The 16,101-nt window shown below is 57.9% G+C and carries 10 protein-coding genes; 4 read left to right on the top strand and 6 right to left on the bottom strand.

All coding sequences use genetic code 11. From position 1 onward, the window contains the following. The first annotated feature begins 80 nt into the window (after positions 1 to 80). On the top strand, positions 81 to 671 hold the full coding sequence (locus tag E4631_RS05960; protein ID WP_133657706.1) for a DUF4468 domain-containing protein: 591 nt from the start codon (positions 81 to 83) through the stop codon (positions 669 to 671). A gap of 25 nt (positions 672 to 696) precedes the next feature. Here E4631_RS05960 and E4631_RS05965 read toward each other — a convergent pair whose 3' ends face one another. The 4 genes from E4631_RS05965 to E4631_RS05980 form a co-directional block, all read right to left on the bottom strand. Further along, entirely contained in the window at positions 697 to 3,024 is a 2,328-nt protein-coding gene (locus tag E4631_RS05965) for a M20/M25/M40 family metallo-hydrolase (RefSeq protein WP_133657705.1), read from the bottom strand. A 148-nt stretch (positions 3,025 to 3,172) separates the two neighbouring features. Continuing rightward, positions 3,173 to 5,389, bottom strand: a complete 2,217-nt coding sequence (locus E4631_RS05970; RefSeq protein ID WP_133657704.1) for a T9SS type A sorting domain-containing protein — start codon at positions 5,387 to 5,389, stop codon at positions 3,173 to 3,175. 397 nt (positions 5,390 to 5,786) lie between these two features. Further along, positions 5,787 to 6,602 (bottom strand): T9SS type A sorting domain-containing protein, encoded by an 816-nt coding sequence (locus E4631_RS05975; protein WP_166648094.1) that lies wholly within the window; start codon positions 6,600 to 6,602, stop codon positions 5,787 to 5,789. A gap of 605 nt (positions 6,603 to 7,207) precedes the next feature. Beyond that, positions 7,208 to 8,017, bottom strand: coding sequence for a ribonuclease H-like domain-containing protein (locus E4631_RS05980; protein WP_205704209.1), 810 nt, complete (start codon positions 8,015 to 8,017; stop codon positions 7,208 to 7,210). Positions 8,018 to 8,105: 88 nt separating this feature from the next. On the opposite strand from E4631_RS05980, the gene E4631_RS05985 reads away from it, so the two are divergent. From E4631_RS05985 to E4631_RS05995, 3 genes are all read left to right on the top strand, one after another. After that, positions 8,106 to 9,404: an AraC family transcriptional regulator gene (locus tag E4631_RS05985; RefSeq protein ID WP_166648093.1), complete on the top strand. Its 1,299-nt coding sequence runs from the start codon at positions 8,106 to 8,108 to the stop codon at positions 9,402 to 9,404. Positions 9,405 to 9,496: 92 nt separating this feature from the next. Beyond that, a complete protein-coding gene (locus E4631_RS05990) occupies positions 9,497 to 9,862 on the top strand; it encodes a hypothetical protein (protein ID WP_133657701.1) in 366 nt (121 codons plus the stop codon). Positions 9,863 to 10,018: 156 nt separating this feature from the next. Further along, positions 10,019 to 12,526, top strand: a complete 2,508-nt coding sequence (locus tag E4631_RS05995; RefSeq protein WP_166648092.1) for a TonB-dependent receptor — start codon at positions 10,019 to 10,021, stop codon at positions 12,524 to 12,526. A 75-nt stretch (positions 12,527 to 12,601) separates the two neighbouring features. Here E4631_RS05995 and E4631_RS06000 read toward each other — a convergent pair whose 3' ends face one another. After that, the gene (locus tag E4631_RS06000; RefSeq protein ID WP_133657699.1) at positions 12,602 to 15,226 is read right to left on the bottom strand and encodes an ATP-dependent Clp protease ATP-binding subunit; all 2,625 of its coding nucleotides are present in this window, start codon (positions 15,224 to 15,226) and stop codon (positions 12,602 to 12,604) included. 154 nt (positions 15,227 to 15,380) lie between these two features. Further along, the gene (locus E4631_RS06005; protein WP_133657698.1) at positions 15,381 to 16,016 is read right to left on the bottom strand and encodes a WbqC family protein; all 636 of its coding nucleotides are present in this window, start codon (positions 16,014 to 16,016) and stop codon (positions 15,381 to 15,383) included. Positions 16,017 to 16,101: the final 85 nt, after the last annotated feature.

Genomic DNA, 16,101 nt, shown 5'->3' on the forward strand with positions numbered 1-16,101 from the left:
AAGACATTTGCAAAGTATCCGCCAGCCAACCGCATCATGCGGCACAACCTCGCCGCAACTGCTTTGCGTAAACCCTTCTTATGAAATACGTTCTCCTTCTGTTTACGCTGCTTGGCGCGGGCTTACCCGCCGCCGCGCAAACCCAGCTAAAGCTGCCCAAGCAGCACGGCTGGGTCAACCCACTGCCCACGGACTCGCTTACCGGCAAGGTATCGTTTCGGGCGGTGGTGCAGGTGCCGGGCGCTACCCAGGCTCAGCTCTACACCCGGGCCAAACAGTGGTTTGCCACCACATCGGGGCCCGTGAAGCCTATTATCAGCCAGGCCGACGAAGCCGGCGGCATTCTGAGCGGCAAGGCCAGTGAGCTGGTAATGCAGAACCTGCTGGGGGCCAATGTGCAAGTGCCCCTCTGGCGGACCATTACCATTCAGGTGAAGCCCGGCCGCTTTCGCTACATCATCACCGACTTTGCCTTCGACAGCGGCCAGGGCCAGGGGGCGGTTACGCCCATCGAAAACTACCTGGCACCCAATGCCCTGACCTTCGACGCCAACGGCTACCCCCGCCCGGTGCTCCAATCCACCATCGACGCCATTTACCGCAGTGGCCGCCAGCAGGCCAGCAGCGTTCGCCAGCGCGTGAGCGGCAAAGTGGCCGACGACAACTGGTAGCCGGGCCGCACCGTGCGCCTTGCAGCTACAGCCGGAACTCCTGCCGCACTTGGGTCGTGAAGCTGTTGTAGCCGGGCTCTGGCACCGTAGTGGGGGGTAGGGGCCGCAGCCCTGGCACGGGAGGCAGGCCCAGGCTGCGCGTTGTAATGGTTAAGTGCACAGGTCCTTGGCCAGCTACTTTTAGCTCCATAAGCTCCCCCGTGGCGCGCGGCGCGAAGAAGGTGAGGCTGGTGGTGCCCGCCGCGGATAGTAAGTCGGCGGGTGCTACGGCTTGGCCCGCCACGCGCAGCGCCTGCACGCGGGTAGCTGCGGTTATGCTTAGCAGTAAGCTGCTTACCCCGGCCCGGCCTGGTACTAGCCGCACGCGCAGCCGCCGCTGGCCCGGCGTGCGTTCATCGGCCAAAAGAGCGAGGGTAGGCGGGGCCAGCGCCAGCACGGGGGCGGCCTGGTGCAGGATGGGCGCGGCCGACTGCGGGTAGAGCGCCGGTAGCGGCTGGTACTGCGGCCGCGTCAGCACGTGGCTGGTCCAGGCATCGGGCCGGACCAGTGCCGATAGCCAGTAGGCCCGTTGCCGCGGGGCATCGAGGGTATAGAAAAGATGCGTTTGCTGGGGCCGGTCGGCCGTTGGCTGGCGGGTGGCGTGCCCTACCCCCAGGGCCACCAGCGCCGCGGCAAAAGCCAGCATGGGCAAAGCCCAGCTGGTAGCAGCCGGCCGGTTGGGCCCCGTGGGCGGGCTCACAAGGGGGAGCAGCACCGGCAGCAGCAGGCCCAGCAGCACCGCGCTCACCAGCAGCGGCGCCAGTGCCAGCAGGCCCAGCCCAAATGTCACGAAAAGCAAGGCTATCACTTGGCTCAGCAGCGCCACCGCAGGCAGCGCCAGCAGCCATTGCCCCAGCCCGACGCTGGGCTGGCGAGTGGGGCTGGCCGCCTGGTTCAGGCGCAGGCCCCAGGCCACGGTAGCAGCCAGCAGCGGCAGCGGCAGCAGAAAGGCTGAGGAGGCCGCCCGCCATTGCAGCAGCCCCGCCAGCAGGGCCACCAGCACAAGTGCCCCGCCTACCAGCGAGCCCGGCCGCAGGTAGCGGCTCAGCCACCCGTAGTACGCGGCAAATACGCCTACCCCCAGCGCCAGCAATGCAGCTTGGTAAGCGGGCGCATTGTACGAAGCCTGGTCGTAAAACGCCCCGTATTGTGGGTAGAGCGTGGCAATCAGCTTGAGTAAGCTCCAGCCGGCGCCCAGCATCACTACCAGCCCGCCCAGCCAAACCAGCGCGCCGCCCAGCAAGCTGCTCAGGCGCAGCTGCCCCCGCTGATACGCCAGCCCAAGTGCCAGCACCAACAGGCAAATGGCCCCGAGCGTCAGGTAGAGGTTCCAGGCGGCTGGATAGTGCACCAGCCAGTGGCCGATGGGGTTGAAAAACGTTTCGTCGGGTGCCTTGGTCCGGGCCAGCGAGATGCTGCCAAAATGCCGCACCAGGCTCAGCATATACGAGCCGTGATGCTGCAGTGAGCCCAGGTCGAGGTGGGCGGGCGTGTCGGCCGGGCTGTGGTAGTAGGGGTAGCCCCCCACAAATGCAAAGTTGAGGCCCGTGAGGCCCGCCGCGCGCAGGGGCGTAAAATCCGTATCGTTCGGCAGGTGCCGGTAGGCTTCGTAAAACAGCGACGAGGCAATGGGGTAGGGGGCGGCTTTGGCATACTCCCGCATCACCCAGCCGTTTTGGGGGCTGACTTCAAACGTCAGGCTGGGCCCCGCGTTGCCCCGGCCCTCAAAGTTGAGCACTACCCCCACCTCGCGCCGCAAGCGGGCCGTATCGCGCGCATAGGCCTGCGCCCCAAGCAGGCCTGCCTCCTCGCCATCGCTGAACAGCCAGATAACATCGTGCAGCAGCGGTGGCCCGGTCTGGAGCGCCCGCACGGTTTCGAGCATGGCGGCTACGCCCGCGCCATCGTCGCCGGCGCCGGGCGCGTGGGGCTGCGAGTCGTAGTGCGCCAGTACCAGCACTGCCCTACCCCCCGGCTGCCGGCCAGGTAGCCGGGCAATGATATTCTGCACGCGCCCTACCAGCATCTGGCCATTTTTAGCCACCAGCGTACTGGTATCCTGCACGGTAGCTGTTAGCCCCAACTCGCGGCAGCGCTTGAGCAAGTACTCCCGCACGCGGGCATTCGCAGGTGAGCCCAGTGGATGCGGCTGGCTGGCCACCACGGCCACCTCGCGAAGCGCCCGTTGCGCCGAAAATTCGGAACCCGGCGCCGTGGCTGGTACTGGCCGGGGTGGGCGCATCCAAAACACTTCCAGGCTGGCAACCAGCAGCAGCCCAACCAGCGGCAGCCAACGAAGGAAGGGAGTATTCATGCAGTCAGTAGTGCCTTAATGCAAGATGAGCCGGCAAAGCAACGACACGAAACCAGATAAAGCAAGTGATTCACCAGTAGCTCGAAAACAGAACGACCAGCCGAGGCTATCCCGGCTGGTCGTTCCAATTACTTTATTTCGACTGATACTACAGCTTCACAAAGCGCGCGTGGCGTGCGGCCTGGCCAGGCACTTGCACGGTCACGATGTAAACGCCGGCGGCTAAGCTGGATACCGGTAGGCTGAGTGCCCCGCTGGTGCTGGCCTGCGTAGTGAAGTTCATCAGGCGCTGGCCCTGCGTGTTGATAACGGCTACCATAATCCCGGCCTGCCCGGCTTCCGCCAGCCCTACCGATAGGTTATCCGTGCCACCAACTGGTACCGGGCTCAACGTCAGCTCAGTAGAAGCTACTGCCGCCATGCGGCTGATAACTGCTACCGGCGAATAAGTCACTTTGCCATCAATGTCCTCCTGGCGCAGGCGGTAGTAAGCCTGAGTTGAAGCGGGGGCCGTTATCAGGCTCTTGTCCGTGAACTCGTACGTGCTGCCGGTAGTAGCCTTCGCGGCTGCGAAACCTACCGACTGCCAAGCCTCGCTGGTACCCAACTGCCGCTCGATGCCGAAGCCCCGGTTGTTGCTCTCCGTAGCCGTCACCCAGCGCAGCAGCGCCGCGCCCTGCGCCGTGGGGGCAGCCGTGAAGCTAGTGAGCGTAACGGGTAGGGGGTTAGCTGCGTCGCCCAGGGTGAAGGTATTAACTAAAGTGCCTGCAAAACTATTAAGCGTAACGGTTCTTTCTGATTGGTCAGCGCTGGTCTTATTCAATGCCATGAACGGTGCAACTGAGGTTTCAGAACTAAACAGGCGCAGGTTTTGTGGGGAAATACCGTTTAGGTCCGTATCAAGATAGTGAAAAGTAAGGTCGGCAGTAATGGGGCTTGTATAATCAGTACTCAGTGTAAATCCACGTTGAATACTAACGCTAGTGCCAGTTCCTTTATAGACGCTGTTATTACGAGCTATGCCAATATACCCAATGTTTGAAGTGCTGTATATATCTATTCCAATATCACCAAAAGTATTCATTTTATTCGGAACGAACAGGCGATAAGTATAAACACTTCCCGAAACGTAGGCACCTTCTGTTTCGCCTACTAGAGATGCGCCATCTGCCAACTTTACAGAATAATCATCAGGATTACTGGTATTGCCAGTAGCTAATATTCCGGCTGGAGTACCATCAGAATTAGCGGTAAAATTGAGAAGATTACCAATATTAAGCACTTTGGTTATCGTCTTTACACCACCACCAGTAATTGTCAGGTTGCGAAAAGTGATTTTTGGCGAAGCGTCGAAAGTTTGGGCCTGTCCTGCTAAATATAGAAAACCAAGTATGCCTTGCGTAAAACCTCCGTTGAGGTCTTGAAAATCGCCGTGTATATACAAATTCCCTTGATTCAACGAAAGTCGGCTTGTTATCCGAGGCTGAGTAGTGCTACTGGTACCGGCTATTGTTAGGTTATGGACTGCTGCAGTGCCACTGCTTATCTTAGGATAAATAGTAGTGCCTCCATAAGGAATAATAACATCGGTATTTTTGTTAGGAACACTACTGGCGGTGGGTTCAATTTGATTGGTCCAGTTATTCGGGTCGAACCAGTTGTTATTTACAGGAGTCCACTGTAAAGTGACATAAGGCTTATCATATACCACCTGTGTAAATTTTGCTTTATAGAACTTGATAGGGCTACCATTATCGTCAGTAAATTTTGAAATACTGCCCGGATTAGCGCTGCTTGTATAAGCTGCTTCAAATGCTACTTCCACTATGTAGTCGCCTGGCGTGGTAGCAAAGTTTATGAGATTCGTCTTATTAGTAAGGTAACTCCATTTGCTTGACCCATCAGGAGTGCTCGATTGCAGAGCTAAATTGAGTGGAATCTGGTTGCCCGCATTATCTGGATTACTGTCTGCGCGGTAAACTCGGTATAAAAGCTGAGTTGACTGGATATTATCCCCGCTGTTGGTAAACGTATTAGCTTCAGCATTGATGTATAGCTCATCAATGCCATTCAGGTTACGGTTAAAAGCAGCGCCTTCACCCAAGTCATGACCGTCAAAAGGAACGAAGCCAGTGGAAGTTTCTGCCTTGGCAGAATAGGTGGTCTTCGTAATTGGGTTACCCCCACGGCTGCCGCTGATGATGATGAAGTTGTTGGTGAATCTGGTTTGCGCCAGAACTGGGCTTGCTAAGCCAGCTACCAGGAACAATACGAAGCCAATCAGCCAAGTAGACCGGCCAATAGTTAGGTTTTGCTGCAACCTTTCAAAAAGCCCAAGTTTGTTTAGAGATATAGGTTTTTTCATGACGTCAATGAAGCTAGGTGAAAATTGACAGACAAATATACGAAACCTACAGGTTTATCCAGTTTTAGTACAAGAAAATAACGTTTTTCTACATTATGTGCAAGACAATCCTTGTTTAGAAGGTTTTAGTCTAGTTAGATATTGGAAATATTATAATTTTCTAGTTGCACCTATTTTCATTGCTTTAGCTTAAAAAGTATAATCAAGTAGTTGACCGCTAGCTATAAGCACATAAAAAAGGCCCCTCTGAGCAGAGGGGCCTTTTTTAGCAATAAATAATTAAATAATCTGGATAGGGATAAAAAGGCTATCAATAAGTATGCTTTTAAGAAACAGCTAGCAAACGAAACATGTGAATAAGCCACTAGCAATAGGGTATAGCAGTAGTGTTAGGTAGTTATTCGGACACGACAAGGCGTTTCTGCACGGGACTACCCTGGCCAGTAAGGGTGAGAAAGTAAGTGCCAGCCGCCAAACCGGTAGGCAAAAGCGTTTGGTGCCGGCTGGCAGTTGGCGTCAGCGTCTGGCTTGCTACTTGCCGGCCCAGCGCATCGGCCAGGCTAAGCGTCAGGGTTTCGCGCTCAAACCCTTGTAAAAGCACTTGCACCAGCTGGCCTGCACTGGGGTTTGGGTATACTTCCACGTTGCGGGCCACGGGGGGCGTTAAGGTTATGACGGAGCTATAGCGGTTAGCACCGTCGCGGTCAGTTTGCCGCAGGCGGTAGTAAGTGGGGCCGGCCAACGGCTGGGGGTCGGGCCAGGAGTAGGCTAGCGGCTTGGTGCTGTTGCCGCCGGCGGCTACCTGGCCGGCTTCCGCAAAAACCACCCCGTCGGTTGAGCGCTCTAGGCCAAAATAGGCCGTGTTCTGCTCCGTGGCTGTGGTCCAACGCAACGTAGCAAAACCGCGGGTGCTAAGCTCCCCCATAAAAGACGTCAGCGTGACGGGGAGCGGGGCGGCAGTAACCGCTGCGGGCCGTGGCGCGGCGGGTGTCGAGAGCATCACATTGCTGCTGCGGGTATTGTACAGGATAGTAGTGCCATCCGTATTATACTCCGCATTAGTAATATAGTAAACAGTGCTGGGCTGTAAGCCCGTAACTACTACGGAGTGGTCGGGGCCATTATATACAGTATAGCCTTTTCCCAATGCTGTGCCGCGGCCATATTCGGCGTTGGCGGGGTAAAAGGTGCCGTCTACTGCGGCTAGCTGCACAGAGCTCCACCCTGGTGCAGGAGCAATGGCTACTACCCGCCCCTGGCCATTGCCAGTGTTTCCAAAGGTCAGTTTTATTGTGGTAGATGTAACTGCAATCAGGCCAACCTCACCGCCCTGGCTGGGAGCTACTACTTGGGCCAGGGCGGTATAGCTGCTTACTAAACCTGATAATAATACTAGAGATAATAATAAGTGTAAACGCATGGAGTAAAGAGTAAATGTGTAACCAAATAGCAATTTTCTAACAATAATTTGTTTTGATTATAAATTATAATTATTCTTCTAAAAAATAATCAATAAGAAATCGGCAATTGCTTTGTTTTAAATGCTAGCTAAGCGGGAGTAAATGTAAGAAAAAATTTCGTAAAAGCGTGTTTTTAGCCATTTTAAGCAGAATTATTTTCAGTTTTATTGAATTTATTTAAGATTAATAGTTAACTAAAAAGGCTCCTCGTAATTCTTTAAACTAATTGCTGAAAAAATACAAGTTGTATTAAATTAATTAACACAATTGGTGAAAGGTGATTGGTGTATTGGATGGATACAAAAAAAGGTCACCTGGCGGCGACCTTCTGGTAGGAATGCGTAAAGGGAACTGTTAGCTAGGTGGCTGGCTGTGCCGCTAGCCAGGGTACCTGAGTGAGCTGCACTTCGGGCCAAAGGGCCTGCTGGCCGGTATAGTGCAGGTACACGCGCGCCGTTGTGATAACGTCTTTCTCGCAATACACCACGATGCGGCCCAGGTTCCTCTCTTCCCAGTAGACATGGGCTACCTGTGAGCCGTCGATATCGTCTTTGGGCGATGGGATGTTGAACACGCCCGCCAGCAGGGGTAGGGAGATGTGGCCCTTGTTATCGCCAAACTTCCAGAGGTCCATCGTGTCGAGCAGGTGGGGTAGGTCCCAGGGCTTGTGGCCGGCCACATCGAGCATGGGCGGAATGGGCTGCCCGCAGATGAGCATGCGCCGGCCCAAGTAACCGTAGTCGAACTCCCGGCCGTTGTGCGCGCAGAGAAAGTGGCCGTCGGGGGCCGCCGTGTCGAGCTTGGCGTAGCGGGCGGGGCCGTAGGGGGCGTAGCGCTGCAAAAACTGCCCGAAGCCGCGCAGTACCTCACATTCGTCGTCGTTGGCGAAGGACTTGGTGCGAAACTCCAGCGTCTCGTCTTTCAACGGCCGGAAGAAGCCCACCGAGATGCACACCACCTTGCCAAACTCGGCGTAGAGGCCGCCGTTGCGGAATAGCTCCTCGTGGGTTTGGCCATCGGCCAGCTCGCGGGCGTGGCGCTTCTCACAAAATTTCTTCCACAGCGGCTGGTGGGTTTCGGGTAGCTCGGCGTGGGTAGCGAAGCTCGGCACGGTTTCGATATCGACGAAAAAAATACGCGTTAAATCAACGTGGCGGAGGATGTGCATAATGTGGCCAGAAATAGAGGGGGAGTTGTCTCAAAGCTACGGGAGAATAGCAATAAGGCCTTATGGCCCGCGGCGTACTTTCGTAGCTATGCTATTCAGCTTTGGTCCGCGCAGCTCCCTGCTTCTTCCGTTTGTGGTGCCGGGGGCAGTGGCTACGCTGTGGCTGCTGGGCCGGGCCGTGCGGCGCGGGGCGGCCCCCGACGCGCTGCTGGCCCTGCTCATTGCCCTACCCACCCTCAGCGTGAGCCAGTGGCTGCTGGGCTACGCCGGCTGGTTTGATAGCCACGACGGGCACTCGACCATCATGTTCTACGTGCCCTGGCGGGCAATTATGCTGCTGGGGCCGGCCTACTACCTGTATTTTCGCAGCCTCACCAACCAGGAGTTTAGCTGGCGGCGACAGGCCTGGCACCTGGTGCCGGGTCTGCTGGAGTTGGGCTTGTTTGCCGCCGCTGCTATCTACGACTTGCTGTGGTGCCGGGGCATAAAAGGGCAGGTGCTGCCCGACTTCTTTGGCACCAAAGGCGCCGCCGCCACGGCCCTCGATGGATTGTACTTCCCGGAGGCGCTGCTGGGCTACGCGCTGCTACTGGGCTACGGCCTGCGGGTGCTGGCTGACTACCGCCGCTACCGCCACTACCTCAACGACAACTTCTCGGACCCCGAGCGCCTGCGCTTTGCCGGGCTGCGGCAGCTGCTGGTGCTTCAAGCGCTGGTGCTGACCGTGGGCTTCGCTTTTACTCTGCTTAATTACGTGTTTGAGTTTAACTACGATGTATCGTGGTACTTCTTCGCCCTGCGCGGCGTGCTTATCTACGGGTTAATCGTGGTGGGTATTCAGGCTAATTATGCCGCCGCTACTACACCCCTACGCTTCGGGGCCGCGCCCGCGCCCGTGCCCAGCGCGGCCGAAGCGCTGCCCAACGCAGTAGCCGAAGCGCCGCCGGCCGCTGCCGATACGGCCCTGCTGCCTACAGCCGTACCCAGCCCGCCTACCCCCCTAGTGGGGCCCGAAGCCGGCTTGCCTCCCACCGCACTGCCCCCCGAGCTACTGCCCTGGCGCGATAAGCTACTGGCCCTCATGGCTACCGAGCAGCCCTGGCTGGAGCCCGAATTGACCCTCACCGAGCTGGCCCAGCGCCTGCGCACCAACCCCGGCCTACTTTCCAAAGTCATTAATATGGGCTGCGGGCAGAACTTCAACGACTTCGTGAATACCTACCGGGTGGAGGAGGCGCGCCGCAAGCTGGCCGACCCGCGCTTTGGGCACTACTCGCTGGTGGGCGTGGCGCTGGAAAGCGGATTCAACTCAAAATCAACGTTTAATCGCGTATTTAAGAAGCTGTTGGACCAGGCACCCAGCGAGGTAGCGCGGCCCAAATCATAAGTTGGGACGGCCCAGATAATGACCTGGAGCGCCGGAATAAGGGGGGTAGGGGACCTTTGGGTCATCGTTTCACTCTTCATCTCCCGCCTGCCATGCTTACCTGCCTGCTCACCGCCCTGCTGACGGGCACCCTACTGTTTGCCTTCGGCGGCCCCATTATTTCCCAAACTTTTATCGACGCCGGCAAGCAGTTTGTGCTGGGCGGTGGGCAGCGCGGGGCCTTTCGGGTGGCGGCTCACAACGTAGGGCCCGTGCCGGTGAGCGTGGCCGAGCGCCGGGCCGACGGGTCGCTGCACGAGCTAGGCCGCCTCGAACCCGGCCAGCGTACCGAGCTGGCCTTTGCGGCGGGCTCGGCGGCGCTGGTGCGCAACCTGGGCGAGCACCAGGCCGTGCTCGATTTCCGCGTCACCGGCCGCACGTCGGGCCTGGGCATGGGCTACGAGGGACTGCGCAAGTAGCCGCTCGCCAAAAAAAACAACGCGCCTACCCGGTAACAAAACGGGGCCGACCCCGGTAGCCGCGGCAGCGGCTGAAAAAAACAGCTGGCCCTTAAGCAACCAATCTGTAGTATGGGGCATCCATATCGCCATACTGCGCTTTCTAATCATTCGCTCGTGAAAACAACTACGCATTGGCGGCTGGCCGCCCTGCTGCTACTCCTGCTTTGCCTGCGTGGCCCGGTCGCCGCCCAAGTTCCTACCCCCCCCGCGGCTACTGGCTCGCTCACCGGCACGGTGCTTGACTCACTGAGCCGCCAGCCGGTAGCCTATGCTACGGTGGTGCTGCTGCCGCCCACCGGCGATAAGCCCATCACCGGCGTGGCCGCCGACGACCAAGGCCACTTCAACCTGCCTAAGCTGGCGGCGGGCGCGTTTCGGCTGCGGGCCAGCTACGTGGGCTACGGCACTCGCACCCGGTCCGTCACGGTGGGGGTAGGGCCCACGGCGGTCGGCACGTTTCTGCTGCCCACCGCGGCCCAAGCGCTCGGCGAGGCGATAATAGTGGGCCAGAAGCCGGTAGTAGAAGTGCGCCCCGACCGCCTCGTATATAATGCCGACCAAGATGTGAGCAACGCCGGCGGCACCGCCCAGGATGTGCTGCGCAAGGCCCCGCTGCTGGCCGTGGATGGCGACGGCAACGTGAAGATGCGCGGCTCGGCGAATTTCAAGGTGCTCGTCAATAACAAGCCCTCGCCCACGCTGGCCAGCAACCTGGCCGAAGCCCTCAAGAGTATTCCAGCCGACCAGATAAAGAGCGTGGAAGTAATCACTACCCCCTCGGCCAAGTACGATGGCGAGGGCACGGCGGGCATCATCAATATTATTCTGAAAAAAGGTGTGGACCAGGGCGTGAATGGCCGTATTGGGGCCAGCAGCGGCAACCGCAACAGTAACTTCAACTCGGCCCTGAATTTTCGGAAGGGCAAGTTCGGCTTCACGTCGTCGGCCAACGCGGGCGCCTGGTACAACCCCGGCGATTTCAGCCGCGAGCGCATCAACTACACCTCCCTCGGCAACGATACGCTGCGCCAGAGCGGCGGCTCTTATAATAAAGGAGCCTGGCAGTACGGTACCATTGGCCTCGACTACGACCCTGCCGAGTATCACAGCTTTTCGCTGGCTGGCTCCATAAACCACTACGGCGGCAATACCACGCAGGACCTGTTTAGCCAGGACCGAGCCGCTTTCCCAGTGAGTAACCCGCTGTACACGCGCGCTACCAAGAATATTTTCAGCGGCCTCAACGTGGAGGGTACCGGCACCTACACGCGCACCTTTAAGCAGGCGCGCAAGGAGTGGAGCGTGCTGGGCCAGTACGCGCTCAACACCGGCACCTTTGGCTACGACTTTGACCAGTACACCAACTCGGCAATCCCGCTAGAGCAGAGCCAGGCCAGCTACCGCGAGCGCAGCCGGGGCCGCACGCCGGGCCACACCTTCACCTTTCAAACCGATTTTACGCAGCCCTTCGGCGATAAAAAAACCTTGGAGCTGGGCCTGAAAGCCATATTCCGCAGCACCGGCTCCATTGCCGATGTCGATACGCTGTACCCCGCGCTGTCGTCCGATTTTACCCGCTCGGCCCGGCGCTCCACCAATTTCAACTATTCGCAGGATGTGCAGGCAGCCTACGCCACCTATGGTTTTGGGGTGGGTAAGAAGCTCAGCGCCAGCCTGGGGGGTAGGGTGGAGCGCACCGGCCTGGCCGCCGATTTTGTGAATAATCCCGGCTTCACGCGCAGCTACGTGACACCGCTACCTAATGGCAATGCGCGCTACGCCTTCAGCGAGGTTACCAGCCTGCGCCTAGCCTACAGCCGCCGTATCACTCGGCCCTACATCGACTATCTCAACCCGTTTATCGACCGTTCCGATGCCAAAAACATCTCTTACGGCAACCCCAATCTCGACCCCGAACTGACGGATTCCTACGAGCTGAGCTACAACACCAGCATTAAAACAATGAGCCTCAATGCCTCGCTCTCGGTGCGCCACACGGGCAATGCCATCGAGCAGGTTCGCTTCCTGACTACCAACCCGCTTGTGGCGTTGCCCGAAACCATCGTGCCCGACCCCAGCGTCACGGTCCAGACGTTTGCCAACGTGGCGGCCAATACCTACTACCAGTTCAACGTGTACCTCTCGGCTAAGCCGTTGCCCAAGTGGGACCTAAGCGCCGGCCCCGATGTGCAGTACATCGTGCGCCGCAGCGTGGCGCTCAATGCAGAGCGCCAAGGCTTCACGGCGGGCATCAACGGCAATACTTCTTACAAGTTGAATAAAGGGTTCACGGTGCAAGGGTTCGTGTATGCGTCCCTACCCACCCCCGAGATTCAGGGCACCGGCCCCGCCAACCTCTACTACCAGATGGGCGTGAAGAAGAGCCTGCTGAAAGAAAAAGCTGACCTCGTGCTCAACTTCGGCAGCCCGTTCAACGCCTACTGGCCTTATCGAACTACCACTACTACCCAGTATTTCACCGAGCGTTCGGAGTCGCGTTCCTACCAGCGCGCCTTCCGGTTCAGCTTCAGCTACCGCTTTGGCCAGGCCGGCCAGGCCAAGCAGCGCAAGAGCATCAACAACGACGACACCAAAGGTGGGGGTAGCAAGCAGGGCGGCTAAGGAAACAACTTGCGTTTAAACACGAAAAGGCCGGTCCCGCACTGCGGAACCGGCCTTTTCAACTTTCATGCTTCGTTATTTTACCTCACCAGCTTCCGGCTCTGAGGGCGCCTCTTCGGGCCGCTCGTCGCTGGGCAGGTTGGGGGCCTCATCGCTCTTGGCGATGCTGAATGACAACTCTTCTTTGCCTTCCTCATAGTCGGCTGTGATGATGTCGCCGTGCAACAGCTGGGCTTTCAGGATTTCCTCGGCAATCGGGTCTTCGATGTACTTCTGGATGGCCCGATTCAGCGGACGCGCACCGTACTTGGGGTCGTAACCCTTATCCGATACGAAATCCTTGGCTTTTTCCGTCAGCTCCACTTTGTAGCCGAGCGCGAGCACGCGGCTCAACAGCTTGCCAAGGCTGATGTCGATAATCTTGTGGATATCCTTCTTCTCCAGGGAGTTGAAAACGACCACATCATCCAAACGGTTGAGGAACTCTGGCGAAAAAGTCTTCTTCAGGGCGTTGGTTATCGTGCCCTTCGTCAGCTCGTCCATGTTCTCATTGCGCGACTTCGTGCCGAAGCCAATGCCAGCGCCGAAATCCTGCAAGTCACGCGCCCCGATGTTCGAGGTCATGATAATGATGGTGTTCCGGAAGTCCACCTTGCGGCCCAGGCCGTCGGTCAGAATACCGTCGTCCAGCACTTGCAGCAGCAGGTTGTACACGTCCGGGTGCGCCTTCTCAATCTCGTCGAGCAGGATAACCGAGTACGGCTTGCGGCGGATTTTCTCCGTCAGCTGGCCGCCCTCTTCGTAACCCACGTAGCCGGGAGGCGCGCCGACCAAGCGCGATACGCTGAATTTCTCCATGTACTCCGACATATCCACGCGCACTAGCGCATCTTCCTTGTCGAAGAGGTAGGTAGCCAGTACCTTAGCCAGCTCCGTCTTACCCACACCCGTAGGGCCGAGGAACACGAACGAGCCAATCGGCTTCTTCGGGTCTTTCAGGCCCACGCGGGTGCGCTGAATAGCTTTCACCAGCTGCTTGATAGCTTTTTCCTGGCCAATTACCTTTCCTTGCAGCTCCTCACCCATGTTGAGCAGCTTCTGGCTTTCGTTCTGGGCCACGCGGTTCACGGGGATGCCGGTCATCATGGCGATTACCTCAGCCACGTTTTCCTCCTTCACCGTGTAACGCTTCTTCTTGGTCTCGTCTTCCCAGCTTTTCTTAGCCGACTCGAGCTGCTCCAATAGCTTCTTCTCGTTGTCGCGGAGCTTAGCAGCTTCCTCGTAACGCTGCGATTTTACCACGCGATTTTTCTCACCCTTGATGTTCTCAATCTGCTCTTCGAGCTTGAGAATATCCTCCGGCACCACGATGTTGTTGATGTGCACGCGGGCACCAGCCTCGTCCAAGATGTCGATGGCTTTGTCCGGCAGGAAGCGGTCGCTCATGTAGCGGTCGCTCAGCTTTACGCACTGCTCGATGGCCTTGTCCGTGTACACCACGTGGTGGTGGTCCTGGTACTTGTCCTTGATGTTGTGCAGGATTTCAATCGTTTCCTCGGGGGTAGTGGGGTCCACCATCACCATCTGGAAGCGACGAGCCAAGGCGCCATCCTTCTCAATATACTGGCGATACTCGTCCAGCGTGGTAGCGCCGATGCATTGAATCTCACCGCGGGCCAAAGCTGGCTTGAACATATTTGAAGCATCGAGCGAGCCCGAGGCACCGCCGGCGCCCACAATCGTGTGCAGTTCATCAATGAACAGAATCACGTCGGGCGACTTCTCCAGCTCGTTCATCACGGCCTTCATACGCTCCTCGAACTGGCCACGGTACTTGGTGCCAGCCACCAGCGAAGCCAAGTCCAGTGTTACTACACGCTTGTTGAAGAGCACGCGGCTCACTTTCTTCTGGATAATGCGCAGGGCCAAGCCTTCGGCAATTGCCGTTTTGCCTACCCCCGGCTCACCAATGAGAATCGGGTTATTCTTTTTACGGCGGCTCAGTACCTGGGCCACGCGCTCAATCTCTTTTTCACGGCCCACGATGGGGTCGAGCTTGTCATCCTCGGCTAGCTTGGTGAGGTCGCGGCCGAAGTTGTCGAGCACCGGCGTGCGCGACTTCTCCCCGGCTTTGCGGGTGCCAGCGGCACCGCCTTGCCCACCTTGCTGGCCCCGGCCAGCCCCGCCCTGGCCTTGGCCAAAGAGGCGGTCGTCATCGTCGTCAGCCTCCGGGCCGGCTTTGGGGCCGGTAGTGGGAGCCGCGCCGTGGTAGTCAAGCGAGTCGCGCACGGTTTCGTAGTTCACGTTGAATTTGGAAAGAATTTGAGAAGATATGTTGTCCTCATCGCGCAAAATGGAGAGGAGCAGGTGCTCGGTACCAATGATTTCCGACTTGAAAATCTTGGCTTCGAGGTAGGTGATTTTCAGCACCTTCTCGGTCTGCTTGGTTAGCGGAATCGAGCCGGTAATGCTGGTGCCTTGGGTGGAGGCTGTGTTGCGCGTGGCTTGCTCAAGAGCAAACTTCAGCTCATCGGTGGCCACGCCGAGCTTTTTCAGCAAGCCGAGGGCCGTGCCTTCGCCTTCGCGAATCATGCCCAGCAGCAAGTGCTCAGTACCGATGTAGTCGTGGCCCAGCCGGATGGCCTCCTCCCGGCTCAAGGAAATAACCTCCTTGACGCGGTTTGAAAATTTAGCTTCCATGCAAGCAAGATATTAATAAGACGCAGATAGTAGCTGTACCGAAAACGGCCTGAATAGTTACGCTACACAGATACGTAAAGGAAAGCGGAATATTTGAAAAACAAGCGCCTGGGAGCGAAGGTTCGACCAAAATAAAATTGACCTTCTCCTGGGTCTATAAAAACTGCCCCGCCCCCGGCCCTTGCATAAACAGCAAGTCCAACACGCTAAGGTTTGGTACAAATGCGGTACCAAATACCTGAGGGTATGAATGGGGCGACGGTCTGTCAGGTTCTAGCCCGTTCGGCAGGGCTTTAGGTGTCAAGAAGTCGCGCCGGTCGAGTAGCGCCTCCTGGCCCGGCGCCGGGGGGGTAGGGGCCAGGTACTCGGCCGTGAGCTCAATAGGGAGCGGCCAGCGCAGGCAGCGAAACAACAGCTGTAAAAAAGCCAGGTTCAACTCCCAGAGGCGGGCGGGCTTCTGGGCGTAAATATCCTGCAAGTAATCAGCGTAGTAGCCAAAGTACGGCGAGGCCCCGTAGGCGGTTTGCAGGGTGCGAAAGTGGCGGTGCCGCCAGTTCTGGCGGTAGTCAATCTCGATTTCGCTGGTGCGCACCTTCGCGGCGCGGGCGCCATCAATCACCGGCACCGTGAGCGGCTGCGGGCCTTGCACCGTGAGTACCAGGCAGCGGTTGCGGTAGGTTTGTTTGTGGTAGTGCTCGTGGGCGTCGAGCAGTAGCTCATCAGCCGACAATAGCTGCTGAAAAAACGGAATAGATGGCAGGTAATGCAGCTCGGTCAGGACAACGGACATGGCCGCAAGGTAGCCGCAGCCGTGTAAAACGGAGGGGTATTCCGTTGGCCGCTGCACAACTTGCGCACGCGGAAACGGAGTGTCA

The sequence above is a fragment of the Hymenobacter sp. UV11 genome, from assembly GCF_004684095.1.
In the GTDB taxonomy this organism is placed as follows: domain Bacteria; phylum Bacteroidota; class Bacteroidia; order Cytophagales; family Hymenobacteraceae; genus Hymenobacter.

Excerpts from the sequence above, each read along its gene's own strand:
- E4631_RS05960 (WP_133657706.1), top strand. The coding sequence starts at position 81 with ATGAAATACGTTCTCCTTCTGTTTACGCTGCTTGGCGCGGGCTTACCC.
- E4631_RS05965 (WP_133657705.1), bottom strand. The coding sequence starts at position 3,024 with ATGAATACTCCCTTCCTTCGTTGGCTGCCGCTGGTTGGGCTGCTGCTG.
- E4631_RS05970 (WP_133657704.1), bottom strand. The coding sequence starts at position 5,389 with ATGAAAAAACCTATATCTCTAAACAAACTTGGGCTTTTTGAAAGGTTG.
- E4631_RS05980 (WP_205704209.1), bottom strand. The coding sequence starts at position 8,017 with ATGCACATCCTCCGCCACGTTGATTTAACGCGTATTTTTTTCGTCGAT.
- E4631_RS05985 (WP_166648093.1), top strand. The coding sequence starts at position 8,106 with ATGCTATTCAGCTTTGGTCCGCGCAGCTCCCTGCTTCTTCCGTTTGTG.
- E4631_RS05990 (WP_133657701.1), top strand. The coding sequence starts at position 9,497 with ATGCTTACCTGCCTGCTCACCGCCCTGCTGACGGGCACCCTACTGTTT.
- E4631_RS06000 (WP_133657699.1), bottom strand. The coding sequence starts at position 15,226 with ATGGAAGCTAAATTTTCAAACCGCGTCAAGGAGGTTATTTCCTTGAGC.
- E4631_RS06005 (WP_133657698.1), bottom strand. The coding sequence starts at position 16,016 with ATGTCCGTTGTCCTGACCGAGCTGCATTACCTGCCATCTATTCCGTTT.